22 protein-coding genes and 1 pseudogene are annotated in these 26,382 nt (G+C 48.9%); 10 read left to right on the top strand and 13 right to left on the bottom strand.

Annotation, left to right across the window (positions count from 1 at the left end; all coding sequences use genetic code 11):
- Positions 1 to 21: 21 nt before the first annotated feature.
- Both CKV94_RS09790 and CKV94_RS09785 read left to right on the top strand, forming a co-directional pair.
- A complete protein-coding gene (locus tag CKV94_RS09790; protein ID WP_197696258.1) occupies positions 22 to 2,160 on the top strand; it encodes a helicase-related protein in 2,139 nt (712 codons plus the stop codon).
- A gap of 2 nt (positions 2,161 to 2,162) precedes the next feature.
- Positions 2,163 to 3,401 (top strand): GIY-YIG nuclease family protein, encoded by a 1,239-nt coding sequence (locus CKV94_RS09785; RefSeq protein WP_003821663.1) that lies wholly within the window; start codon positions 2,163 to 2,165, stop codon positions 3,399 to 3,401.
- Between the two features lie 179 nt (positions 3,402 to 3,580).
- Here the strand turns inward: CKV94_RS09785 and CKV94_RS09780 are convergent, their stop codons facing one another.
- From CKV94_RS09780 to CKV94_RS09735, 10 genes are all read right to left on the bottom strand, one after another.
- Positions 3,581 to 3,991, bottom strand: coding sequence for a hypothetical protein (locus tag CKV94_RS09780; protein WP_003821665.1), 411 nt, complete (start codon positions 3,989 to 3,991; stop codon positions 3,581 to 3,583).
- A 1-nt stretch (position 3,992) separates the two neighbouring features.
- On the bottom strand, positions 3,993 to 6,035 hold the full coding sequence (locus tag CKV94_RS09775) for a hypothetical protein (RefSeq protein ID WP_003821667.1): 2,043 nt from the start codon (positions 6,033 to 6,035) through the stop codon (positions 3,993 to 3,995).
- A 2-nt stretch (positions 6,036 to 6,037) separates the two neighbouring features.
- Positions 6,038 to 6,571, bottom strand: a complete 534-nt coding sequence (locus tag CKV94_RS11515; protein WP_223417341.1) for a site-specific integrase — start codon at positions 6,569 to 6,571, stop codon at positions 6,038 to 6,040.
- Between the two features lie 48 nt (positions 6,572 to 6,619).
- Positions 6,620 to 7,558 carry a hypothetical protein gene (locus tag CKV94_RS11505; RefSeq protein ID WP_003821668.1) on the bottom strand — a complete coding sequence of 313 codons (939 nt, stop codon included), beginning with the start codon at positions 7,556 to 7,558 and terminating at the stop codon, positions 6,620 to 6,622.
- Entirely contained in the window at positions 7,551 to 8,825 is a 1,275-nt protein-coding gene (locus tag CKV94_RS09765; protein WP_035579670.1) for a site-specific integrase, read from the bottom strand. Before CKV94_RS09765 ends, CKV94_RS11505 begins: the two co-directional genes overlap by 8 nt.
- Before the next feature lie 151 nt (positions 8,826 to 8,976).
- On the bottom strand, positions 8,977 to 9,492 hold the full coding sequence (locus tag CKV94_RS09760; protein ID WP_035579673.1) for a single-stranded DNA-binding protein: 516 nt from the start codon (positions 9,490 to 9,492) through the stop codon (positions 8,977 to 8,979).
- Complete coding sequence (locus tag CKV94_RS09755) at positions 9,479 to 10,867, bottom strand: MFS transporter (protein ID WP_035579675.1); 1,389 nt, start codon at positions 10,865 to 10,867, stop codon at positions 9,479 to 9,481. Before CKV94_RS09755 ends, CKV94_RS09760 begins: the two co-directional genes overlap by 14 nt.
- Positions 10,868 to 11,020: 153 nt before the next feature.
- Positions 11,021 to 11,746, bottom strand: coding sequence for a DUF4304 domain-containing protein (locus CKV94_RS09750; RefSeq protein WP_003821675.1), 726 nt, complete (start codon positions 11,744 to 11,746; stop codon positions 11,021 to 11,023).
- Between the two features lie 263 nt (positions 11,747 to 12,009).
- Complete coding sequence (locus CKV94_RS09740) at positions 12,010 to 13,017, bottom strand: IS5 family transposase (protein ID WP_003825078.1); 1,008 nt, start codon at positions 13,015 to 13,017, stop codon at positions 12,010 to 12,012.
- 87 nt (positions 13,018 to 13,104) lie between these two features.
- Complete coding sequence (locus tag CKV94_RS09735; protein ID WP_003821678.1) at positions 13,105 to 13,734, bottom strand: lytic transglycosylase domain-containing protein; 630 nt, start codon at positions 13,732 to 13,734, stop codon at positions 13,105 to 13,107.
- 395 nt (positions 13,735 to 14,129) lie between these two features.
- Here CKV94_RS09735 and CKV94_RS09730 point away from each other — a divergent pair, with 395 nt between their 5' ends.
- A complete protein-coding gene (locus CKV94_RS09730) occupies positions 14,130 to 14,960 on the top strand; it encodes a basic amino acid ABC transporter substrate-binding protein (protein WP_003821679.1) in 831 nt (276 codons plus the stop codon).
- Between the two features lie 275 nt (positions 14,961 to 15,235).
- On the opposite strand, the gene msrAB is transcribed toward CKV94_RS09730, so the two are convergent.
- Positions 15,236 to 16,834, bottom strand: a complete 1,599-nt coding sequence (msrAB, locus tag CKV94_RS09725) for a bifunctional peptide-methionine (S)-S-oxide reductase MsrA/peptide-methionine (R)-S-oxide reductase MsrB (RefSeq protein WP_050754430.1) — start codon at positions 16,832 to 16,834, stop codon at positions 15,236 to 15,238.
- Positions 16,835 to 17,142: 308 nt separating this feature from the next.
- Here msrAB and CKV94_RS09720 point away from each other — a divergent pair, with 308 nt between their 5' ends.
- The 5 genes from CKV94_RS09720 (at position 17,143) to CKV94_RS09700 (ending at position 22,849) form a co-directional block, all read left to right on the top strand.
- Entirely contained in the window at positions 17,143 to 17,418 is a 276-nt protein-coding gene (locus CKV94_RS09720) for an HP0495 family protein (protein WP_161802038.1), read from the top strand.
- The gene (gene lipB, locus CKV94_RS09715) at positions 17,418 to 18,041 is read left to right on the top strand and encodes a lipoyl(octanoyl) transferase LipB (protein ID WP_003821683.1); all 624 of its coding nucleotides are present in this window, start codon (positions 17,418 to 17,420) and stop codon (positions 18,039 to 18,041) included. Before CKV94_RS09720 ends, lipB begins: the two co-directional genes overlap by 1 nt.
- A gap of 61 nt (positions 18,042 to 18,102) precedes the next feature.
- Entirely contained in the window at positions 18,103 to 19,092 is a 990-nt protein-coding gene (gene lipA / locus CKV94_RS09710; protein ID WP_035579678.1) for a lipoyl synthase, read from the top strand.
- A gap of 294 nt (positions 19,093 to 19,386) precedes the next feature.
- Positions 19,387 to 20,061, top strand: coding sequence for an LOG family protein (locus CKV94_RS09705; protein ID WP_003821687.1), 675 nt, complete (start codon positions 19,387 to 19,389; stop codon positions 20,059 to 20,061).
- A gap of 658 nt (positions 20,062 to 20,719) precedes the next feature.
- Positions 20,720 to 22,849 (top strand): lysine decarboxylase LdcC, encoded by a 2,130-nt coding sequence (locus CKV94_RS09700; RefSeq protein WP_003821689.1) that lies wholly within the window; start codon positions 20,720 to 20,722, stop codon positions 22,847 to 22,849.
- Positions 22,850 to 23,146: 297 nt separating this feature from the next.
- On the opposite strand, the gene CKV94_RS09695 is transcribed toward CKV94_RS09700, so the two are convergent.
- On the bottom strand, positions 23,147 to 23,482 hold the full coding sequence (locus CKV94_RS09695; protein ID WP_035579681.1) for a hypothetical protein: 336 nt from the start codon (positions 23,480 to 23,482) through the stop codon (positions 23,147 to 23,149).
- 26 nt (positions 23,483 to 23,508) lie between these two features.
- Positions 23,509 to 23,943, bottom strand: coding sequence for a surface-adhesin E family protein (locus CKV94_RS09690; RefSeq protein ID WP_003821692.1), 435 nt, complete (start codon positions 23,941 to 23,943; stop codon positions 23,509 to 23,511).
- Positions 23,944 to 24,024: 81 nt separating this feature from the next.
- Between CKV94_RS09690 and recQ the strand changes: the two genes are divergently transcribed.
- Complete coding sequence (gene recQ / locus CKV94_RS09685) at positions 24,025 to 25,857, top strand: DNA helicase RecQ (protein WP_003821693.1); 1,833 nt, start codon at positions 24,025 to 24,027, stop codon at positions 25,855 to 25,857.
- A 71-nt stretch (positions 25,858 to 25,928) separates the two neighbouring features.
- Positions 25,929 to 26,038 (top strand): annotated as a pseudogene (locus CKV94_RS11400) (IS5/IS1182 family transposase); the annotation flags it as partial.
- Positions 26,039 to 26,382 lie beyond the last annotated feature (344 nt).

Here is a 26,382-nt window from a genome sequence, read left to right as displayed (position 1 = left end):
CGTCTTTAAAAGGAAAATATCTTGACTATCCCCCTGCTCCACGTCGAATACGGACAAACCGGCAACAGCACCAAACCAAACAATATGGGCATGCGCGAAATGCAGGCCAAAGCGTTTGCCAAACGCGACGCGCAATATCTGCTGCTCAAAGCGCCGCCCGCCTCAGGCAAATCCCGCGCGCTGATGTTTTTGGCTTTAGACAAGCTGGCCCATCAAGGCATCAAAAAAGCGATTATCGCCGTACCCGAAATGTCCATCGGCGGCTCGTTTGCCGATACCGAATTGGCGAAACACGGCTTTTTTGCCGATTGGCGCGTCAAGCCGGAAAACAATCTCTGCACCGGCAGCGGCGACGATAAAGACCAAGGCAAAGTGGATGCCTTTATCCGCTTTATGCGCGGCAACGACCAAGTTTTGGTCTGCACCCATGCGACTTTCCGCTTTGCTTTCGACAAACTCGCAGATGTCGGGGCATTTAATGATACGCTGGTGGCAATTGACGAGTTTCATCATGTTTCTGCGGAAGTAAACAACCGCTTGGGCGCAGTCTTGGACGAAATCATGAACAACTCCTCAGCTCATATTATCGCCATGACCGGCTCTTACTTCCGAGGCGACGCCGTGCCGATTTTGAGTGAAGAAGACGAAGCCAAGTTTGAAAAAGTAACTTACACCTACTACGAACAACTCAACGGCTACCGATATTTGAAATCTCTGGGATTGGGCTACCACTTCTACCAAGGCCGCTATCTCGATGCTTTGGGTGAAGTGCTCGATCCGTCGAAAAAGACGATTATCCATATTCCCAACGTCAATTCGGGCGAAGCGGCGGTCGATAAGTATTCGGCTGTCGACCACATCATCGACACCTTGGGCGAATTTGTGGACAAAGACCGCGAAACAGGCATCATCACGGTCAAAGCCCATGACGGCAGGCTGCTGAAACTGGCGGACTTGGTGGACGACCGTAAAACATCCGACCGTTCTTTAATCCAGGCATATTTACGCAATATCAAATCACGCGATGATATGGATATTATTGTTGCGCTGGGTATGGCGAAGGAGGGGTTCGACTGGCCTTATTGCGAGCATGTACTGACCATAGGCTACCGCAGCTCGATGACGGAAGTCGTCCAAATTATCGGTCGCGCCACCCGGGATTGCGAGGGCAAAACCCATGCTCAATTTACCAATCTGATTGCGCAGCCCGATGCGGCAGATGAAGATGTCCAAGTGTCGGTCAATAATCTTTTGAAGGCGATTACGCTGTCGTTGCTGATGGAGCAGGTATTGGCACCCAATATCACGTTCCGCCGACGTTCGGACATGAAACCAGGAGAAACACCCAATCCGGGGGATGTGCTTATCGACGATACGACGCTGCCCGCCTCTAAAAAAGTCGTCGATATTCTGAATAAGGATTCAGACGACCTTATCGCTGCGTTGGTACAGGATACGCAAAATGCCAAACGCTATATTCAGGAAGACACGCCTGCCTCTGCCGTCAATGAAACCGCCCTGCCGAAAATTGTTGCCTGCCGTTATCCCGAGCTGTCGGCAGAAGAGCAAGACCAAATCGTGCAAGGGACACTGACCAAAATGGCGGTAACCCAGGGCGGCGGCATCAAAGACGGCAAGGATTTGCCCGACAACGCGCTTATCGAAGGCGAAAAAACCTATATCAGACAAGGAGATTTTTTTGTCGATACGGTTAAGTTGCAAGAAGCTGGACAGAGTTATTCCGTCGAAGAAACCGTCAGGGAACGTGATTTACCTGACAATGCGCAAATCAAAAACCCGCAAACAGGTGAAGTCAAAACTGCTGACAACCGTTTTATCAAAGTCGGCGAAAAATTTATCAATGTAGACAGGTTGAATGTGGATTTAATCCGCGAAGTCAATCCTTTCAGAGACGCATATGAAGTCTTGTCCAAAAATGTGGACGCGCCGCTGTTGAAAGCGATTCAGGATTATGTACAGGCAGACCGCATTCAAATGACGGAAGATGAAGCCGCTATGCTGTGGCCGCGTATCAATGAATTTGTCCGCAACAACAATCGGATGCCTGACAAAGATTCAGACGACCCCTTGGAAAAACGCATGGGCGAGGCCTTAATCTATATCCGCCGCCAAAAAGCGGAACGTATGGCAAGGGGCTGAATATGTTGCTAAAAGGTATGCGCGTTGATTCCATAATCATCAGCTTGGACGATATTTTCAATCACGATGATTTAGGCCTGCTTGCCGATGTCAAACCGATTGCACCCAAAGCCGATGAAAATGCAATGGTTTTGCAAACATTCAAAGAAGTCGAATCGTTTTTCAGACGACATGGACGTTTGCCGAACAATGATGGAAATTTGGATGAGAAAATTTTAGATAGGAAATGGCAAGCCTTGCTGAACAACAAACAGCATTGTGAAACCCTCCGACAATACGATACGCTCAATTTGCTAAGGCCGTCTGAAAAAACGGAATGCTGCAAAGCTGAAAATGTGGTTACGCTGGAAGACATCTTCAACAATGACGATTTAAACCTGCTCGACGTGGGCAATACGGATATTTTCCGGATGGAACATATCCCGCAGCGGGCAGCAAATGGATCTCCCTATGAGGATGAAAACAATGCAGTACGAAAACCGTGTACAGATTTTTGGCGGTTTGAAGCTTGGTTTAAGCAGATCCACCATATGCTCAAACACGGCGAAGCCCACTTCGAACGCCTAAAAACGGAAACCTTCCTGCAGCCGGGCGATGTGTTCCTACTACACGGAGCTTTGTGTTACGTCGCTGATTTTGCAGAGACGGAAGACAGGAAAAGTACAAGAGGAAACAGACGGTTGCGCGTTATTTATGAAAACGGGACGGAATCCAACATCCTGACCCGTTCACTCGCCCGCGCTGTCTATAAAGATGGAAATGGTAAAAAAATTATGCTGAGTAGTGCAGAATTATTACCTGATATCCTGACTGCCAACTCCCCACAGGACTTGGTGACAGGACAACTTTATGTCGTCCGCCTGCTTCAACCTAAACCGGAATTTGCCACATATAGAAATTTGTACAAAATCGGTTTTACCACAGGGACTGTGGAGGCGCGAATTGCTGATGCCGAAAACGATACAGCTTTTTTAGAAAGCAAAGTGGTACCCGTATTGTCGTTTGAATGCCGCAACATCAATCCTCATACATTCGAGCGTTTATTACATGCTTTCTTTGCTGCGCAAAGAGTGAATATTCGTTTGATTGGAAAGAATGGAAAAATCTACATCCCGCACGAATGGTTCGATGTCGAATTGGATGTAATAGAAAAAGCTGCAGAATATATTATTAACGGCACAATCAATCAGTACCGTATGAATAATACAACTGGAAAAATTGTTCCTAAAATCATAAAATAAATCAGGAAATTTATTCAATAAAATCCGTATTTAGGTAATCCTTTGGTGGCTCAAATATTTTTGATATTAACCAGATAATAATCACTCATTCTGCTTTTTTACCAGCAACCTTGCCGATATAGCTTTTGAAGGTTACCGAGAGATCATGTGGAATTTAGGGCTAATCTACGTCAGCCTCTTTATCTATGCTGCCGGTTAACAGCAATAAGAGGTTTATTTAGTGTATCTTGTGTCATTCCATGCATATATGCATTATATTGCCATACAATAAATTGCTGTTTATATCGCTCATTAATTTCTTCCAAGAGTTGTACCTGAGCCTTCAAATTATTAACTTGTTTTAGCAAATAATCCATCGTTACATTTGGTACTGGTTCTTTTTTTGCATCTTCTTTTATTTTTTGCTTCTGTTGGCTAAAGGCTTTTTGTATATCAGGATAATTAGCCAGTGACTGCCTCTCAATACTCTTAATATTCAATAACTCTGCAACTTTAGAGCAAAATAAATTCCATGTTAACTTCCCCTCCCAGGTCTTAATTAACATGATGATATCTTCCAAATTTTCTTCTGTAATAAGAATTTTAGGCATACTACATCTCCATTAACCTATATAAATCATCATCTAGTTTAGCCGTTTCTGCCTTTTTAACATCTATATTCATTCCTTTTTCCAATAAAGTCAGCTTAACTGGTGAAGGATCATATTCGTCAGGTACTCGTAATAGTGTACCATTTGAAATTTCACTATTCTCCAAGAATGCAATTTTGGTTCTTATATGCGCCAATCTCCACCCTAGGTTACTTATCCAACGATCTGCACCAAAAGCTCCTAATTTATGGTGTTCTTTTGCTTTATTAATTTGCTCTGTAAGCTGAATTTCTCTATGTTTTAATATTTCTAAAGATGATTCTAATCCTTTAATACAAATAAGTTCTTTACATGTTTCACAATCCCCATGGCGAGAACATGGCGACATTGCATAATCATGCTCACAAATGCCTATTTCTGTTATTGTTGTGATTCCCACTCCATCTTTCCCTACGTCCTCATATGTAACTGGAAGATTTAAATGTATTTTATCTAATATTGAGATATCCTCAGGAATTAACAAATCCCGGACTGCCTCACTTTTTTCTTCTTCTGTCCTGTGATCATAAGCTTTATTATCTGCAATTCTAGCCCTCCCTGCCCAGTTCGCTAAAGTTAATTCATCCATTCCACCTCTCTCAGCTTTTGTACTTAACCAATGCCTTGCATTGTGTGATAGTAATCTAACAAACTCCCCTTTCGAAGTTGTTATACAATGCTTTTCCCATAATGATGTTTTAGGACGTGTATCAGAATAGCAGAATCTATCATTAATAAGATTTACTGTCGGTAATAAAAAAGAGAACTTTTTAGGGAGAAAAGCATTATGAAATTCATTTTCTCTGAATAATAATAAGACTTCAGAAGCTTTAACGTTTTTATTTTTATCAATATATGGCCAGTAATTGAATTTTGAGGTATATTTTTCGTATAAGTATTTTCCTAAAACATTAGGAGTTATAACGCCACTATTTTCTTTCATTAACTTTTTAAACCACTTAGTTTTAATCCCATGCTTTCCATTAATTTCTAAAACCTTACCTATTTCTATTTCAGTTAAAGGTTTTTGAGATAAATAATGGGATACTTGCATACCTTGATCTGGTGATATCATTACCGTGTTAGGATTTTCTTCCGCAAACTTTGCTGCTTTTCTTGCTAAAGCTCCTATATCTGTTAAACGTTTGACTGCTTCAATAATCACATCTTGCATACTACTAGGAACCCATTTCAAACCCTCTTTTCCGTTTTTTGCAGGTATCCATCGAATACCTAATTGCTTATTTCCTAAGCTATCTTCTTCCCATTCTAAGCAATTAACAGATAAAGACATCAACTCAGAACAACGAGATGGAGCAACCATAAGTAGAGCCATAACTGCTGTATAATACTCAGTTTCTTTATCTAAATTTGGTGCATCATGAAAGAGTTTAGCAACCAACATCATTTCTTCATCTGTTGGCATCTTACTTGAACGGTATTCTTTTCCTCTTTCATCAAGCAATATCGTTAAATCTCTAGGACGTTTATATGGGTTATTCCATAAAGACAAATTTGGAGTAATACCATTTTCACGACAAAAATCAAACAACTTCTCAAGTTGATATCCTAATTTATTGACTGATTTAGTATCTTTTTTATATTTTTTCAATACAATGGTTTCAACTTCATTAATGACTAAATTATCGAGTTGTAATATATCGCAATTACCTTTTACATTGTATAAAGCCATTTCAACCATACGTAATGATTCCATATGCCGTGATAATTGACGAATTGGCTGCTGAGAATAAACATAACGAATGTATGCTTTAGCAAAATCAATAAATGGTTCAGATAACGGCTCATATTGATAGGATGTAGATTTAACCCTATCTGTGGAAAAACGAACTTGAATGTTGTGAAGATTAAAGGTATCTCTCCATTGATTATTGTCCCAACAATTACTTCCGAAAGCTGTAAGTTTGTTTTTACAGAAAGTGATAAAATTTTCTAAACTGGATTTTGGATTCTCATGTACTTGGAAAAAAATTGTATTATTCATAATTAATGAGCATCCATATTTTTTTTCATTTCATTACATGCTTGAACAACATATTCAACAGCCAATATAATACGATCCTTAGAAGATGCATAATCTATACTTTTAGTTCTTCTTAAACGTTCTTCTTTCTCTTTATATAGTTTATTTAATATTTGTTGATGTGGACCATCAACCAAAGGTCTAAATTTAGGGCATAAATAACATGTCTCATAGCCAGTTATACAAAAATCATTCGTCCCACATGCTCCTATAGTATCTACTCCGTTATTAGTTATTAAAGATGTTGGATCAAATCCTCTTTCACTTTCATTTAAATTAGAAATAATTCTACCAACAAATGCTTGGGCCAGTTTTCCCATTTCAGCACCCATAACACGATCAATATATTGAACTGTATCCGCTGTATTTTCAGTATATACTTTCACATTTTGTGTATCTGAGTGATCTAGTAGTTCTGCTATAATCGCTGCACCAACTCCTTTTCTCCCTAGGTTAGTTCCCCTTGTATGACGAAAACGTCTTGCATTAACATGAATAATTTCACCTGTCCGCTCTGAAACAGCTTTTTGATGTATACAGAATTTTCATAATACATTCTGTTCTAATGAAGAAGCAGAGTAATGAAAAATATCTTTTTCTAATAATGAAAGATCAAAATGCCTATTTCTTATATTATTATTAAGAGTCTTCCAATCGATAAAAATTGGTAATTTCATTTTGTAAACTGATATAACTGATTCATCAATCAAACTAAGTAATTTTTTGTACTGATATTCTACAAAATTTAATATAACTAAATACAAATCCTCTGTGATGGCAAGTTTTTTAAATGTTTTTCTAAATAACCCACCTCTCTTTTTAGCACTAGGGATGTTTAGGAAATAATTCCATGTTCCTTGAGAAGCTTCCTTTTTCAGGTCTTCAAATTTTAAATGGCGAATTTGAATAGGTCTTCTCGCGGTAGCTTGAAGTAATTGAATATATGCATATGTTTCAAATGAAATAAGATCTTCTTTCCAAAGTCTAGCCAGCTCTGTCATTAAAGCCAAAATTTCATTTTCTGTAAATGCCCCTGTATAAGGGCATCTCATTAATACCGATTTACCTTTATCATTTCCAATCAAGGTAAAGCTTTCAAGTAAAGATACAACAGCTTTATCAACTCCATAATAACCGTACTCGTTCCATGAGAGCAAAAAACCTTTTAATGCACCTAAATGCCATTCACGTTCTTTTCCTAAGTTAGTTTTCCAATTTAATAGTGTGTGAGTGTCAATAGTTTTTAGCTGCGTATTAACTACCAACTCATGAAATCTATTGTACATATTAATAGTATGATAGCTAGAATATTTCTCAGCATAGACTGCTAGTGCCTTTCTAAACCCATTTAAAGTTTTCTTATCTATACTCAATATAGCATTATAGAAATTAATTTTTATATCTTTACTTATATGCCAAGAGTTTTTATTTTCATCAAACTCATATCCATCTCTTGAACATCTAATACTTTTATTTTTATCCATAATTATCAATCTTCTTCTGAAACTCAGCTTGAAGTTCTAATAATATTTTATTAGCTTTTTCTCGGATATACCGTTGATTATAAATATCCCCAGATTTTTCTGATGTATGTCCCATAATATGTTGCCTTATTTTTGCTTCTTTCTCAGATGAAATAAAATCTTTATGGGAGAAATTATTATTTATAGTTTGATTATTTCTATCTACTTTTTTTGAAAAATCCAAGTTCCATTCGTGGCGGAAAATATGTGGATGAATGATAGAAAATTTTGTATCAACCTTTTTCATTGTTGGAACAATGATATTATCAAATGAACTCGTACTGATAGGGCTTCCTTGGGTTTTCCCTTTCCGATGTGTTACAAACAAATACGGATGACTATTTGCGTGTGGAATTTTAGAACGATAATTCATGATATAGTCATCAATATAATGAGCTGTTTTCTGCGAAATAGGAAGACGTCTTTCTTTAGTTTTACTAACTGCCTGTATTTTCCTTGTATCAAACTTATCATCATGAGTCCGTCTAATTAAAATAGATGGCCTAACTGTCCCTATCTCAATAAATGGGATTTGTATTGATAAAAGCTCCCCTCTCCTTATTCCTAATTCCTTTAACAAGATAAACATCAGATGATTTCTTTTTTTTATACCTATATCTTTAAATGGATTATTAGGATTAGAAAAATTAGCAATGAGCATAAATTCATCTAATAATCCATCAGGTAATTCGCTCTCTGTTCTTATAGATAAATTTTTATGATACTTTGGTTCTGCAGCTTTAATTGACAAAAGCGATTTAGCTAAATTCTTCTGGTATTTATCGGAAATGCTAATTACTTTAGACAAAAATAAAATATACTTTGAAAGTACTGCTAACCGATTATATTGATGGCTTAAAGAAACAGATGAGGATATATCAATAAATTGAGTTTGGCCTTTTGTTAAAACTTTTCTTTTCGTACAATCGGCTTTTTTTTGTTTCACTGCATTTAGCTTCATATGCCTAATGAGAGACTCTAATTTACCTTCGTTTAGAGCGACTTCTTTATGAAGTAAATCACTAATGGTTAATTTATTATTTTGCTCCCAATCCATTAGCCATTGTATAACTCCTAATCTATTCCTAATCGTATTCACAGCAAAGCGGTAACGTAGCTCTACTGTAACCCATAAAGTCGAATAGAAATCAGGTATCCCTGTTTCTTTGTTAACCAAAAGGGGAAAACGTTCTCCATTTGGGAAAAGGACTGTCTCTAATTTATACATAATGCTTAAATTTACAAAATCAATATATATAAATACTAACGAATTCAATGTAACTTGTAAAGATTAATGTAAAAAAAATAGAAGCCTTGTTTTAAAAGGCCTCTATATAATATATTTGAGTTATATTTTACATATTTCTCTTATATGTAACTCAGAAGGGAATATCGTCATCGATATCGTCAATCGGTGCCGGGGCAGGTGCGACAGCTTGGCGACGAGGCGGAGCGGGTGGCTCGGCAGCGTAAGCCGGTTCATTATAGCTTTGGGCGGATTGCTGACGCGGGCTGCTGGGTGCGGCTGCGTATTGGTCGCTGCCTTCGTAGGGGCTGCTTCCGCTGTTACGCCCATCAAGCATTTTCATTTCGTTGGCCACGATGTCGTAGGCGGTGCGCTCGATGCCGTCTTTGCCGGTGTATTTGCGGCTTTGGATGCGGCCTTCAATATATACCTTGCTGCCTTTTTTCAGATATTGGCCGGCAATTTCTGCCAAGCGGCCGAACATACTGATGTTGTGCCATTCGGTACGCTCCTGGCGCTGCCCGTTGCGGTCTTTCCAGTTTTCGCTGGTGGCAATAGAAAAATTGGCTACAGCATCGCCGCTGGGCAGGTAGCGCACTTCGGGATCACGCCCCAAGTTGCCGATAAGTATCACTTTATTCAACATGATTTCCTCCTAAAATAATCTGTTTGGCTGCAGCTTCATCGAAACCCTGCTGCCGCGCCTTGATATAAACGGTTGAACGGTCAGCGCTGAGGCTGGCTGCCTCCACGCCTTCAAACTGCTGCAACACGACTAAGAGCCGCTCTTCGCAACCCTGCCATATGGGCGAGATGCTCAGTGCTAAATTGCGTACGGCAGCCGGTGCGGGCGCCGCTGCGGCCATCAGCAACCAGGCCAGCGTAAGCACCATAGAAAAGGCAAACACGCCGATCAAGCCGAAATGTTCAAACAAACGCCCGCCGGCCGCGCCACCCACAAACACGCCGATGGATTGCGCCGTGTTATACATGCCCATGGCGGTGCCTTTTAAATCCGTCGGCGCCACTTTCGACACGATAGACGGCAGGCTGGCTTCCAAAATATTGAACCCGACAAAATACACCACCAGCGATATGCCGATGGCCAAAAGCGAAGCCTGGCCGGCATAAATACCGCATAAAGCCGCCGCAATCAACGCGATACCAGCAACAAACACTTGCTTAAGCTTATTGCGCGTTTCGCCCACCACAATCGCCGGCACCATCAACAGCAATCCCAGCAATACCGCCGGCAGATAAAGCTGCCAATGCTGCTCTTTGGGCAGCCCCAGGCCGCGCATCACAATCGGCAGGCTGGCAAAAATCGCCATCATCACCGCCTGCAAGGCGAAAATACCGAAATTAAGCTGCATCAAGCGTTTATTACGCAACACCTCGCTGATCCGCGAAGTTTGCATTTCCGTATCTTCGTGGAACTTCCCTCGCTGCGGATTGGGCGTAATCCAAGCCACCACACCTATAGCCAGCACACACAACGCGCCGGTGAGCGCAAATAGGCCGGAAACATTGATATAGCGGGTAAGCAGTGGCGAAACCACCATACTGACAGCAAAAGTGAGGCCGATGGTAAGCCCCACCGAAGCCATGGCACGGGTGCGCACTTCTTCACGCGTTAAGTCCGCCAAAAGCGCGGTAACTGCCGCACTCACTGCACCGGCACCCTGAATCGCCCGGCCGATGAGCAGCCAGGTAACGCTATCTGCCGCAGCGGCAATAAAACTGCCCAAAGCAAACACCACCAGGCCGAGGTAAATTACCTTTTTGCGCCCCAGCTTGTCGGAAAGCATACCGAGCGGCAACTGAAACAGCGCCTGCGTCAAGCCATACACCGCAATCGCTAAGCCGCCCGACCCAGGCGTGCTGCCCGGCAGCTCTTTGGCATACAGCGCTAACACGGGCAACACCAAAAACATGCCCAACATACGCAGCGCATACACGCCGGAAAGCGATGCGCTGGCACGCCATTCTGCGGGTAATAAGGCTGTGCGGGGAGCTCGAGACATAGTTTTAACCGAAAGAGTTGGGGAAAAACGCCGCAGATTATACCCGAAGCCTTGCTCCGTCGGTGGGCTTTTAACGCTGGCAAGGCCGGATTAGTTTTCTGGTAGCCTGCTTCGCGCTCGAGGCTACCTGAAAGGATATATGTGTAATAAAGCTCACGTCAGCACACCCCACCGGGCGGCATCCCGCTCTAACTCCGACAAATAATCCAGCCAAACTTGCGGATCGGGCTGCTCGCCGCCAAACACGATGCAGCCATCTTCGTCTTCGTAATATTCATCATCCCCGGGTTGGAAATGCTCGGCGGCTTGGCATTCTTCACGATAGCGCTGTTGCGCCCACTCTTGCTCTGCCCAATAAAACCGTTGCGCCTGTTCCGGCTCACCCAATTTGGCGGCCAGCCGCATGGCGTGCCGGTTATCGATAAGCGGATAAAGCTGCTGCGGCAGGTTGTGTGCAGCAAAGTGTGGCAGCACAAATGTTTCCACTATGGTTTGCACTTCTTGCAAAACGGCAGTGTTATTTGCACCATCTGCTACTTCAAACCAAATATCTTGCTGCTCCGGTTCGGGCAGCAGGAAGCCAATGCGTTCCTGTGCCAGGCAATCGTGTATGCTCGGAAAATCAGGCAGAGCCTGCCCGATTTCTTGGAACCGCGGGTCGTGTTGCAACAGCGGGCAGGCGATGCCAATATTGAAAGTAAAGCTGATGCGGCTTTTGTTGCTCCACCGGCTTTTTTGCGTGTGAATAAGCTGACCAACGCCGTGTTCGGTACAGCGGTAGAAATGGTTGCCTTTTTTCTTGAAGCCAAGCGGTTTGAGTAGGATATGCAGATTCTTGATGGTTTGGCTGAAGGCTTGTTCGGCAGTGAAATATTCCATATTTTGCAGTTGATCTCAGATTATATTTTTTCAGGTAGCCTGCTTCGCGCTGGAGGCTACCTGAAAAATAGAAAAGGCACTTCGGCTATGCTGAAAATCGAAATATGGAGACCTTTGCAAAATACCTCTCTTCACCTTTTCGCTGACAGCCAGAACCCAAACACAGGTTTTCGGCTATTTCCCTCCCCCAATACCTCCTGTTTTACCCAAATACCCCCTTAATCCTCCCCGGATACCCGATAATCAGGCATCCGGGCCGCCTTTTAGGCGGCAACAGGCACACTTAGCCTGTTAGCCGCTTTCAACAGGTTCAAACACATCGCCTTCAGATGGCTTTGCGCACTCACTTTAATCAGTCCGAAATAGGCTGCCCGCGCGTAGCGGAATTTACGGTGCAACGTACCGAAGCTTTGTTCGACCACATAACGGGTCTTCGACAAATATCGGTTGCGTTTGGTTTGCGCTTCCGTCAGCGGGCGGTTGCGGTGGGCTTTGCGCATAATGCCATCCTGCAGTCGACGCTCTTCCAGATGTTGCCGGTTTTCCGCACTGTCGTAGCCTTTATCGGCATAGACGGTTGTGTCTTTGGCTATTCCTTCCAGCAAAGGCAACAGGTGGTTGCACTCATGGGTATTGGCGGGGGTAATGTGCAGTTTCTCGATATAGCCTTCCTCATCGGTACGGGTATGTTGTTTGTAACCGAGTTTGTAGAGGCCGTTTTTCTTTGTCCAACGGGCATCTTTATCTTTACTCGGTGTGGTTTGGCCGCTGACTTGTCCTTCTTCATCGACTTCTATGGCCTGACGCTGTTTGCTGCCGGCGGTCTGAATAATGGTGGCGTCAATGACGGCGGCGGATGCTTTCTCTACTTTTAGGTTTTTTTCGGTCAGTTGGCGGTTAATCAGTTCCAGCAATTCGGACAGGGTGTCGTCTTGCGCCAGCCAGTTGCGGTAGCGGCATAAGGTGCTGTAATCGGGGATGCTCAACTCGTCAAAACGGCAAAATAGGTTGAAATCGATGCGGGTGATGAGACTGTGTTCGAGTTCGGGATCGGAGAGGCTGTGCCATTGTCCGAGCAGGACGGCTTTGAACATGGATAACAGGGAATAGGCGGGACGGCCGCGGTGGTCTCGAAGGTAACGGGTTCTTTGACGATTCAGGTACTGTTCGATCGGTTGCCAATCAATCACTTGATCCAACTTCAATAGTGGGAAGCGGTCGATGTGTTTGGCAATCATGGCTTGTGCGGTTTGCTGGAAGAAGGTGCTCATGAGAAATCCCCTAAATGTCTTGGGTGGAAATTTAGGGGATTTTGGGGAATTTTGCAAAGGTCTCATATGGACTTTCAGGTAGCCTAACTATGACCACTGCCAGCGGTTCTGCCACGCGCCGATTACCGCGTCGGGATAGCGCCGGCTACCGAGGCTGCCGTTGTAACGCGCCAATGCACGTTCCATATTGCCGTTTTCCAGATTGCTGTAGTGGCGCAGGATGGTGCAGCCGTAGCGCAGGTTGGTGCGGATGTCGAACAGGTTGTGCTCCGGTTTGCCGATGTAGCGCTGCCAAAACGGCATCACCTGCATCAGCCCGCGCGCACCTACGCTGCTGATGGCATACTGCCGAAACGCACTCTCCACCGTAATCAGCCCCAAAATCAGCTGCGTATCCAGCCCGGCACGGGTGGTTTCGTATTGAATATTGATAAGCAGGCGGCGGCGCTCCAGCGGGTCGGGCACAAAACGTGCCAGCCGCAGCGACATATCATTGAGCCAGCGCGGCGCGTTATACGGGTTTTCAAACACCAGGCGCGGCGGGTTCACATTATTCACCGAATGGCGCATCACCGAAGTGACATCGTCCGACAGCGTCTCCTCGCGCTGCGCCCCGGCACGGGCGGCTTGAGGCAGGCAGGCAACGGCGGAAACAGCAGCAAACGAAGCGAGCAGGCGCCGCCGCTCGGGCTGTTCGGGGGCAGACGGATACGGCATGGTTTTAAAGTGCACCGATTAAGATGATAACAGCCGCTATTATAGTGGAGTTTCGCCCACACGGCGTAGCTTGAGTCTGTTTGCTGCACCGAAGCTGGCTATCATCGATACAGGTCGAACAATGAAATGGCATTTTAGATTCGCAGCAGCCGATGCTTTCAGGTAGCCTTACCTGATATCGTTGAAGCGATTACTTCTTCCCACAATGCAGCCTACAGACAGCATGAATAAGGCAACAAAGTGCGCCCACTGCCCCAGTAGAAATAAGGTGCTTGGGCTATATTCTGCAATAAACCTTTAGAATTTCCGCATATGGTTGTATGATGTGTTCCCGAATGATGCGCACGGAGCGCAATCATTAATTAATATCCAAACCAATCCAGGAGAACCAAACAATGAACATGAAAAAATGGCTGGCCACCGCCCTGGCCTGCTCCGCCATCGCCCTCAGCGGCTGTGGCAATTCCGGCGGCACCCAGCAAGCTTCACAGCCTGCCGATGCCAATGCTTCCGGCGCTTCCGCCCCCAGCAGCGAAAAAGTATTGCGCGTGGCCACCAATGCCGAATTCGCCCCCTTCGAATCTAAAAACCCCGATGGCAGCCTCAGCGGCTTCGACATCGACCTCATCAACGCCTTAGCCAAAGAAGCCGGCTACCGCGTGGAATTTAAAGATCAATCTTGGGACAGCCTCTTCAATAGCCTGCGCAACGGCGATGCCGACGTAGTGGTAGCTGCCGTAACCATCACCCCCGAACGCCAACAAAGCATGCTCTTCACCGACCCCTACTTTGAAATCACCCAAGTAGTGGCCGTGCCCGAAGGCAAACAAGTGGCTTCTGTGGAAGATTTAAAAAACCTCAACCGCGTAGGCGTGGTAACCGGCAATACCGGCGATTTGGCTGCTTCCAAACTCTTGGGCGCCACCAATCCTAAAGTAACCCGCTTCGAAAGCCTGCCCCTCTTGCTGAAAGAATTGCAAAACGGCGGCGTGGACGCAGCCGTGAGCGACAGCTCCGTGGTGATGGAATTCATCAAACACAACGGCGACAAAGGCTTCACCATGATTAAAGTGCCCGATTTCGAAGCCGAACACTACGGTATCGCCCTGCGCCAAGACGACACTGAACTGCGCGACACCCTCAATAAAGCCCTGGCCGCCATCAAAGCCAGCGGTGAATACGACCGCATCCACCAGCAATACTTCGGTACCGCCGCTGCCAAATAAGCCGGCTCTGCCAATTTCGCGCCAACCTGCCTGCAAACAATATGCAGGCAGTTTTTTTATGCGGGAAAGGCTACCTGAAAGCTCGTTATTCCTTTTCAGGTAGCCTTTAGCCAATCAACTCAACTGCTGATACGGTGCTAGCTATCCTTACCATACACCTGTACAGTCTGCGGCTCGCCACCTTGTATCAATTGTAATTGGATTGGCTAGATCAGCCATCTCAAAACAAAGGCTACCTGAACATTCTGGTAGCCTTTTTCTGTATTGATCCGTGCTTAATGCAAATCTTTCAGATAGCCGCCGTAGCCTTGCTGCTGCATTTGGTTTTCGGGGATGAAGCGCAGGCTGGCACCGTTGATGCAGTAGCGCAGACCGCCGCGATCTTGGGGGCCGTCGGGGAAAACGTGGCCGAGGTGGGAGTGGGCGGCGCTGCTGCGCACTTCGGTGCGGTGCATATGGTAGCTGTAGTCGTCGTGTTCGGTCACGGCATCGGGGCTGATGGGGCGGGTGAAGCTGGGCCAGCCGCAATGGGAGTTGAATTTGTCGCGGCTGCTGAACAGGGGCTGCCCGCTGACGATATCGACATACAGGCCGGGCTCGAACAGGTTGTCGTATTGGTGGCTGAAGGCGCGTTCGGTGTCGCCTTTTTGGGTAACGCGGTATTGCTCGTCGGTGAGGGTGCGGCGCAGGGTGGCGTCGTCGGGCTTGCGATAGGTGGCGGGATTGAAGCCTTTGGCGGGAGCACTGCCGCCCTCGGCCGGCTCGAGCGGCTTATCGGCCAGGCCGATGTCGATGTGGCAATAGCCGTTGGGGTTTTTGGCGAGGTAGTCTTGATGGTAGGCCTCGGCGGGATAGAAGTGTTGTAGCGGCAGGGCTTCCACCACAATGGGGCGGCTATATTTGCGCTGTTCGGCCGCCAGGGCGGCGCGCACGGTTTGGGCTTCGGCCGGGTCGGTGTAGTAGATGCCGGTGCGGTATTGGCGGCCGCGGTCGTTGCCTTGCTGATTAAGTGAGGTGGGGTCGATTACACGGAAGTAGTAGCGCAGCAGGTCGGTTAGGCTGATGCGCTCGGGGTCGTACTCCACCTTCACGGTTTCGGCATGGCCGCTGCCGTGAATCACGTCTTCATAGCTGGGATGGGCGGTTTGGCCGTTGGCATAGCCGGATACGGCATCCACCACGCCGGGCAGGCGCTGCATATAGGCTTCCACACCCCAGAAGCAGCCGCCGGCCAGATAGATGGTTTTGGTGTGCGCGGTGCGGCTGCTGCCGTCGGCGGCGGTGTAGTGTTGCTGCACGGGCACGGCGGCGAGATCGGCATTGGGGTTGTCGAGCAGGGCAAGGGCTTGTTCGTGCTGCAGGCTGCCCTTGTGCACGCGCAAGATTTCTCCGTCGGCAGAAAGCAACACCCAGCTGGGATACACGCCAATACCGGCGGCTTTGGCCAGGCTGCCGTCATCGAGGGCTACCTGAAAACCGGGATAATCGAGCTTGCCAAACCATTCTTTAAATTCGGCTTCCGGCTTTTCGCCGAGAAATCCGGGCGAGGCCACGGCAATCAGGTTGGCACGGGCGTTTCCGCCGGAAAATTCGGCAGACTGCTGCCACTCGGCAGTAGTTTGCAGCTCGCTTAGGCACAAGGGGCACCAGCTGGCCCAGAATTTAACCAGCGTGGGTCGGCCGGGCTTGAGCAGGGTTTGCACCGACCGGCCATCAGGGGTGTGCAGGGAAACGAGGCGTTGGGCAAAGGCGGGATTATTGGGCATGGTATGGGCTCCGGGTTTGGCTTGAGCGATGAACTTAGGGGCAAACAAGCCGAGAATAAGAACGGCGGGAATGACGGCGGCTAAGAGCAACAATATTTTACGCAGCATGATTCGGGCTTTCGGAAAAATGGAAGACATAGCTTAGACGGAGCAGGCAGCGGTTTTCTGACACACTATAGCGGTTTCTCTGTTGAAATAACACAAAGCGGCAAACCAAAGCCGTCTTATTCTTATTTTAAGCAGCTATAAAAATCAGGCAGTTAATCTTTTCAGGTCGCCTTTATCCGGCGCCAAAGGCTACCTGAAACCCTATTTCCGCCACACGGCGGCGTGTTGTTCAAGCCATCGGTTTTCCAGTAAAATGCCACCCTGATTATACCGCGCCGCCACCCCGAACGGCGGCCGCTTGAAAGACCATCATGAGCGAAACCAACCAAGAAACCCTGCTGGAATTCCCCTGCCGCTTCTCCATCAAAATCATGGGCGCCAAGCACCCCCAATTTGCCGCCAAAGTGCTCGAAACCGTGCAGCAGCACGCGCCGGATACCGCCGAGCACGATTTGCAGCACCGCGAAAGCAGCCAGGGCAACTACCAAGGCGTAACCGTTACCATCAACGCCGAAAACAAAGAGCAGCTCGATGATATCTACCGCGCGCTCACCTCGCACCCGATGGTGAAAGTGGTGCTGTGATGAAAGTCATCCAGCTTGGCCTAGCCGAATACAGCCCGATTTTCCACGCCATGGAAGCCTTCACCGACGCCCGAAACGATAGCACGGAAGACGAGCTTTGGGTGGTGGAACATCCGCCCGTGTTCACTCAAGGCATGGCCGGCAAAGCCGAGCACCTGTTGTCCCGCAGCAATATCCCCGTGGTGCAAATCGACCGCGGCGGCCAAATTACCTACCACGGCCCCGGTCAGCTGGTGGTATATACCCTAATCGACTTCAAACGCCGCAAAATCAGCGTGCGCGAATTGGTGAGCCGCTTGGAAAACAGCATCATCGCCACCTTGGCCGAATACGGCATCGCCGCCGCAGCCGACCCGAAGCGCCCCGGCGTGTATGTGGAAGGCAAAAAAATCGCCTCGCTCGGCCTCCGCATCAAACGCGGCGCGGTGTATCACGGCTTGGCATTAAACGTAAACATGGATTTGAGCCCCTTCCGCCAAATCAACCCCTGCGGCTACGCCGGGCTGGAAATGACCCAAATTGCCGACTTGGTGCAGCCCACCCCATCCGTAGCCGACGTGGCCACCAAGCTGACTGCCCATTTGCAGCAGCAGTTGGGGCTACCTGAAAAACAGGCCGATTAGATCACCCACAGGCTACCTGAAAAGTACACACCACATTAAAAACACAGCAAAGGTATAAACCATGACCACAGAAAACAAACAAGACAACAGCCGGGGCGTCAAACACAAAGGCGCGGCCAAAGTTGCCCGTATCCCGATTAAGGTTGTGCCGCTGGAGCAGAAGCTGAAAAAGCCCGAATGGATTCGCGCCCAGCTGCCCACCGGCAAAAAGTTTTTTGAAATTAAGAACATCCTGCGCGATCAGAAAATGCACACCGTGTGTGAAGAGGCCAGCTGCCCCAATATCGGCGAATGCTTCAGCCGCGGCACCGCCACCTTCATGATTATGGGCGACATCTGCACCCGCCGCTGCCCCTTCTGCGACGTCGGCCACGGCCGCCCCAACGCGCTCGATCCCGAAGAGCCGCAACATCTCGCCTCCAGCGTGGCCGCCATGAATTTGCGCTATGTTGTTATCACCTCGGTAGACCGCGACGATTTGCGCGACGGCGGCGCCCAGCACTTTGCCGATTGCATCACCGCCATCCGCGAGCGCAGCCCCAACACTAAAATCGAAATCCTCGTGCCCGATTTCCGCGGCCGTATGGACATCGCCCTCGAAATCCTGGCCAAAACCCCGCCCGATGTGATGAACCACAATCTGGAAACCCACCCGCGCCTCTACAAACAAGCCCGCCCCGGCGCCAACTACCAGCATTCGCTCGAACTGCTGCGCCGCTACAAAGAAATGATGCCGCATATCCCCACCAAATCTGGCATCATGGTTGGCTTGGGCGAAACCGACGACGAAGTGCGCGAAATCATGCGCGATATGCGTGCCAACAACATCGAAATGATTACCGTGGGCCAATACCTGCAGCCCAGCAACAGCCACCTGCCCGTATTGCGCTACGTTACCCCCGAAATGTTCAAACAGTTCGAGCACGAAGCCTATGCCATGGGCTTCACCAACGCCGCCATCGGCGCCATGGTGCGCTCCAGCTACCACGCCGATGCCCAGGCTGCCGAAGCCATGGCCTCAGCCGGCGGCGGCTGCCACCACGGGCATTAACGATACACGCCAAACAGGCTGCCGGAGCAATCGGCAGCCTGTTTTTTTGCACCATACAGGTTTCAGGCTACCTGAACGCATCAGTTCCACCTAAAGCCAAAGGCTACCTGAAAAGCTGTTGTGGCATTTTCAGGTAGCCTTTGGCCGCCCTACCCTCCGGCCTGTGCGCAAAAATTCCTATTTCGCTATAATCCACCTTTTCACTTTTACCGGCTAATTGCCGAAACCACTACCTTCCAAGAGGATGAGGCCTGCACCAAGCTGTCGAATATAGATGCAGTTTACGGCGTGCACATGCAACACAGAAATATGCCGTGGGCAGTATTTAGCCAAGGCCTCGGGCTACCTGAAAGAATAAATATGAACGCTATGAACAATATTGTCGTCTATTGCGGCTCCAACCTCGGCGAAGACCCGAGCTACAGCCAAGCTGCCCGCGAGCTGGGGCGTGCCATTGCCGAACGCGGCAGCCGGCTGGTGTACGGCGGTGGCGGCATCGGCCTGATGGGTGAAGTGGCTTCTGCCGCCCTGGCTGCCGGCGGCAAAGTAACCGGCATCATCCCCACCTTCCTGCGCCACGAAGAAATGGCGCACGGCCGCCTCACCGAGCTCATCATCACCGATAATATGGCCGATCGGCGTACCAAAATGATTGAACAGGCCGACGCCTTCATCGCCTTGCCCGGCGGGTTGGGTACCTACGAAGAGCTGTTTGAAGTGCTCTCGGCCGCCCAGCTCAAACTGCACAGCAAACCCATCGGCTTGCTCAACATCAACGGCTTTTTCAATCCTATCACCACCCTGTTGCAACACACCGCCAGCCAAGGTTTCATGCCAGCCGCCAATACCGGCTTAGTGTGTACAGACAGCAGCATCCCCGCCCTGCTGAACAAAATGGCCGCCTATCGTTTCCAAGACGCCCCTAAATGGAAACGTCCCGCCTGGCAAGAGCAGGCAGAGGCTACCTGAAAATACTGCTTCCTCCTTATTATTCGGCAACAAACTCGCTTCTCCAACGGTAGGTGCTTCCCCAAGCCTACCGTTTCTATTTTTATAAACTCACGCTAATCCCTTGCCGGCATAGCTCTTCCACTTCTTTTCCACACCCTATCCTACAGCTTTACTCTAAAAATTTCTGACTAAGGTCAACCCAAGGCGCCATGTTTTATGATATGATGTATCAATAAATAGATAGGCATTCAAATAAACTGCCAACTCAGCCACATATCAAGATATTGTTCTTTAAAATCAACCAGCTTTAAATGCAGGCAAGGTATGCAAATAATTCTAATATTTGCCCACTTGAACGCAACAGCTAAAGAACTGTTACATTTTCTTATCAGTCCTTAACTGTAATCCGATATTCTACCCGCCGCCAGCCTCGGCTGCCACGATTCTCTATCTAATGCCAGGCCACACAGCCAAGAATATCATTAATACCCTATCAATCACTTGCCTGCATACCCCATATGCAGGTTTATTTTTGCCCTTGTATCCGCAAGCGGCAAAACACAGGTTGCCACTACTGTTGTTGCGCCAAAATGGCACAACAGCGGCGGTAGCAAAAAGCCAGCTTACCTGCTGGCAAAAGCAGTTGTTTTTTTTATTTACTTAAAGGATTTAGATCATGAAGAACATCTTATTAGGCTGTGGTCATAAGGAACTTGGTGACTATCTGAAGAGCTTGATTGAAACTTTGGAAAAGGGTGGTCACACCATCCGAATAGCCCATGACCCGCAAGAAATCCTGACGTTCCTGAAACATGACGCCAGAATAGGCTCAGTGCTTTGTACACTGGATATTTTCAACCGAGAATTAGACGAACAAATTATTGCACTCAACGATGAGCTACCCGTATTCATTCTGAAGCCCACCGACTGCGACAAACCCGTGGACTTCGGCGCTGTAGGCGACCATGCCACCTTCATCGATTGCCATCTGTTCAGCAACGAAGACGTCGTTGATAAAATTGAAAAAGCAATCTGTCACTATATCGACAATATCACCCCGCCCTTCACTAAAGCCCTGTTTGACTACGTTGATAAAAACAAATACACATTCTGTACTCCGGGCCACATGAGCGGTACCGCTTTCTTGAAATCTCCCGTAGGTAGCCTGTTCTACGACTTCTACGGTGAAAACACATTCAAATCAGATATTTCAGTTTCTATGGGCGAATTGGGCTCTCTGCTCGACCACTCCGGCCCGCACAAAGAGGCCGAAGAATACATCGCCGAAACCTTCAATGCCGACCACAGCTACATCGTAACCAACGGTACTTCCACCGCCAACAAAATCGTGGGTATGTACTCCGTTCCGGCCGGCAGCACCGTACTGATCGACCGTAACTGCCACAAATCATTAACCCACCTGTTGATGATGAGCGACATTACTCCGGTGTATCTGAAACCGACCCGTAACGCCTACGGTATCTTGGGTGGTATTCCGCAAAAAGAATTCACCAAAGAAGTTATTACCGAAAAACTTACCAAAGTTCCGGGCGCCACTTGGCCGGTACATGCCGTGATTACCAACTCCACTTATGACGGCCTGTTCTACAACACCGACAAGATCAAAGACACCCTGGATGTGAAATCCATCCACTTCGACTCTGCTTGGGTTCCCTACACCAACTTCAGCCCGATCTACAACGGCAAAACCGGTATGGGCGGTAAGCAGGTTAAAGACAAGGTAATCTTTGAAACCCACTCTACCCACAAACTGCTGGCTGCATTCTCACAGGCTTCCATGATTCACGTTAAGGGTAACCTGAACACCGCCACCTTCGGCGAAGCCTACATGATGCACACCTCCACTTCTCCGTTCTACCCCATGGTAGCCTCTACTGAAGTGGCAGCAGCCATGATGCGCGGCAACTCCGGTAAACGCCTGATGCAGGATTCACTGGAACGCGCCGTTAAATTCCGTAAGGAAATCAAGAAACACAAAGCCCATGCCGACTCATGGTATTTCGATGTATGGCAACCTGAAAATGTTGACAACATCGAATGCTGGGAATTGCATCAAACCGACAAATGGCACGGCTTCAAAGACATCGACGCCCAACACATGTACCTCGACCCGATTAAGGTAACTCTGCTTACCCCGGGCTTGGATAAAAACGGCGAGCTGGAAAAAACCGGTATCCCCGCCAACCTTGTTTCCAAATTCTTGGAAGACCGCGGCATCATCGTGGAGAAAACTGGTCCCTACAACATCCTCGTGCTCTTCAGCATCGGCGTGGACGACACCAAAGCCCTCAGCCTGCTGCACGCATTGAACGAGTTCAAGTCCCTGTACGATGCCAACGCCACCGTAGAAGAAGTATTGCCGCGCGTATTCAACGAATCTCCCTCTTTCTACCAAGACATGCGGATTCAAGAATTGGCACAAGGCATCCACAGCCTGATCTGCAAACACAACCTGCCTGAACTCATGTTCAGCGCATTCGAAGTGTTGCCGACTATGGTGATGAACCCGCACAAAGCCTTCCAGCTTGAGCTGAAAGGTCAGATTGAAGACTGCTACTTGGAAGACATGGTAGGCAAGATCAACGCCAACATGATTCTGCCCTATCCTCCCGGCGTACCGTTGGTAATGCCTGGTGAAATGATTACCGAAGAAAGCAAGCCCATCTTGGAATTCCTGATGATGCTGTGCGAAATCGGCGCCCACTTCCCCGGCTTCGAAACCGACATCCACGGTGCTTACCGTCAAGAAGACGGCCGCTACAAAGTTAAGATTGTTAAAGCTTAACCCACGCGGTACGGGGCTTCATGCCCTCGCAGCATAAACCAACCGGCCTGAATAATCAGGCCGGTTTTTTATATGCCGATATAGCTGGGCAAGCAAAGGCTACCTGAAATTTTAACTGCGCAGAAACCCTGCTGCGCCGTGCTTTCAGGTAGCCTCTCCCATACAAACTCCAACATCAAAACTTTCACATAAACTTTCAGGTAGCCTCTCCGTACGGAAAGGCTACCTGAAAGCGCAGCTTTAACCAGTCAAAACCAGTTTCTGCAAAGCTAAAAATCTGCTGCTACTAATCTTCGACTAAGGCTGCTGTCCGCGTACTGCCGTCCAAGCCGCGTCCAACCGGCGGCCGGCTTCTTCCAGCGTGGTATTTGATTGCTGCGCGGCCACATCCGCCTCATTCAATTGCGTTTGCAACTGCGTGATTTCCGCCTGTTTCTGCTGCAAAGCAGTTTGCGCCGCTTCCAAACGGGTGCGCAGCGTGTTCACACGGCTGCCGTTATCGGTTTGCGCCTTTAATGCTTCCTGATACGCCATCTGTGCACTCAAAAGCTCGGTTTGCGCCGCATCATCCGCCCAAGCTGGCGCAGCAGCGACCAGCAGGCACAGACCGGCCACAATTCCCTTGATCCGCATATTTTCTCTCCTTAATTCTGCAAAAATCACAAAGTTTTGCCACAGGCAATTTCAAACTGTTTACCGCCGGCCGAACCTTTCACCACCGGCTGGGCAGGCCGCCTGGCTGTTTCATATTGGTTGGTAGCCAGTTTGTTGCCTGAAGCATCCCACATATCCACCGCAGCCAAACGGCGGGTGCGCGCCTGGCAATCGAACTGCCATTGGTTGACCGCCGTTTTGAAATGCGGCGTGTTCACATAATGCTCGCGCCCCGCATCCGACACGGTAATCCGCTCGCGGAAACTAACCCGGCTGCCTTCTTTCCGAATGCTGGAAGTGTCTATTTCGTAACGCATATTGCCGTTCTGGCTCACGCCCACTTCTCTCCAGCTGCCGCCCAGGCTCGGCCCGCTGCTCATACTCGGACAACCCGCCAACACCAACACCGCACACAGCCCGGCCCATCTCTTCAGTTGCATAAAAATCCTTTCAGGTAGCCTTCAAACGCTATAAAATCCGCGCCATTATATCCAACAAATCCCGCAAACGGAAAACCACTCATGCCACAACCCTCCGCCCTCAGCATCCTGCGCGAAGTTTTCGGCTATCACGCCTTCCGTGGGCGGCAGGAAGAAATTGTGAACGCGCTGGCAGAGGGGCAAAATCTGCTGGTGCTGATGCCTACCGGCGGCGGCAAATCCCTGTGTTATCAAATTCCCGCCCTGATGAGGCGCGGGCTGGCCGTGGTAGTGTCGCCGCTGATTGCCCTGATGGACGACCAAGTGGCCGCCCTGCAGGCCGCAGGCGTGGCCGCCGCCAGCGTGCACAGTGGCATTGGCAGCAGTCAGGTGCAGCAGATTGCCGACACCATCGAGGCAGGCTACCTGAAACTGCTCTACGTTTCCCCCGAGCGTTTGGTAAGCGAACGCTTCCTGCGCTTTCTCGACCACACCGAAATCAGCCTGTTCGCCATCGACGAAGCCCACTGCGTGAGCCAATGGGGGCACGACTTCCGCCCCGAATACCGCCAGCTCGGCCTCCTGGCCGACCGCTACCCCACCATCCCCCGCATCGCCCTCACCGCCACCGCCGACGCTGAAACCCGTGCCGACATCAAACACTACCTCAAGCTGGAAAACGCCGCCGAATACATCGCCAGCTTCGACCGCCCCAACATCTACTACCAAATCATCGAAAAAAACAACGGCAAAAAGCAGCTGCTCGATTTTCTGCACAGCCGCCCCCACGGCGAAAGCGGCATCGTTTACTGCTTAAGCCGCAAAAAAGTGGAAGACACCGCCGCCTTTTTAAACGAACACGGCTACCGCGCCCTGCCTTATCACGCCGGCCTCACCATGACCGAGCGCAACGAAAACCAGCACCGCTTCACCCGCGAAGAAGGCCTCATCATCGTAGCCACCGTTGCCTTCGGCATGGGCATCGACAAACCCGACGTGCGCTTCGTCGCCCACCTCGACATGCCGCAAAGCATCGAACACTTCTACCAGGAAAGCGGCCGCGCCGGGCGCGACGGCCAGCCCGCCGCTAGTTGGCTGTGCTACGGCCTCAACGACTACTCCCTGCTGCGCGAACGTATCCAAACCGGCAACAGCAGCGACTTCCAAAAGCAAATCGAACAGCAAAAACTCGAAGCCATGTTTGCCGTGTGCGAAACCTCCAGCTGCCGCCGCGCCGCCCTATTGCGCCACTTCGGCGAAGAAATCCCCCCCTGCGGCCACTGCGACAACTGCCTGCACCCGCCCGTCCTCTTCAACGCCACCGAAAACGTGCAGAAACTCCTCAGCTGCGTTTACCGCGTCGGCCAGCGCTTTGCCGCCGGCTACGTCATCCACGTATTGCGCGGCAAAGCCGACGACTGGATTCGGCAAAACCGCCACGACCAGCTCTCCACCTACGGCATCGGCGCCGCCCTGTCCGACAAAGAATGGCGCGGCATCATCCGCCAATGCATCGGCCAAGGCCTGCTCGCCACCGACCCGCACAACTACCACGCCCTCATGCTCACCCAAGCCGCCCGCCCCGTGCTGCAAGGCAAGCAGACCGTGATGCTGCGCCCGCTCAAACGCGAAAAATCCGCCACCCGCACCCCGCGCGAACAATGGCTGCGCACCGAGCGCGAAGAACGCCTCTGGCAAGCCCTGCGCCAATGGCGCACCGAACGCGCCCGTGCCGACAATGTGCCCGCCTACATTGTGTGTGGCGACCGCACCCTGCAAGACATCGTGCAACAACGCCCCGCTAGCCTCACCGAACTGCAAAACATCTACGGCTTGGGCGAAGCCAAAATCCAAAAATTCGGCAGCGGTATTCTTGAAGTCTGCGCCCAATTCACTCAAGATGGCGACACCGAAACCGCCCTGCCAGATGCCTAAGCCAATTCATAAAAGGCTACCTGAAATTTCAGGTAGCCTTTTAAATGCGGACAACACGTTTCCAGCCAATTTATAGTGGATTAAATTTAAATCAGGACAAGGCGGCGAGCCGCAGACAGTACAAATAGTACGGCAAGGCGAGCCAACGCTGTACTGGTTTAAATTTAATTCACTATACCTTTGCCACACATGGCGCAGCCCATATTGTTCGGAGCAAGCCAGGCAATACCGGAGCGGCAAAACCAGCTAATTTAAATATAAAAACACAGGCTTTAATCAGATTTTATGTGGCACGAATCAACTATCTGGGGCACAAACCGCCCTGCTCATACAGAATGATTCAGGCTACCTGAAAGCAGTCTGGCGCTGCAAAACTCAGGCGAGGATATCTGCATTGTTCAGATGCGTACATCCCAGCCGCCTGCACAACAAAAAGGCTACCTGAAAACCATACCGCATAGTTTCAGGTAGCCTTTCGCGCAAAATCAAACCGCCCTGCAGCATGATGCCGAAGGGCGGTACTTC

Source organism: Eikenella corrodens (assembly GCF_900187105.1).
In the GTDB taxonomy this organism is placed as follows: Bacteria; Pseudomonadota; Gammaproteobacteria; order Burkholderiales; family Neisseriaceae; genus Eikenella; species Eikenella corrodens.
The sequence above is the reverse complement of the archived record's forward strand: the minus strand, read 5'-3'. Positions and strand labels throughout refer to the sequence as shown.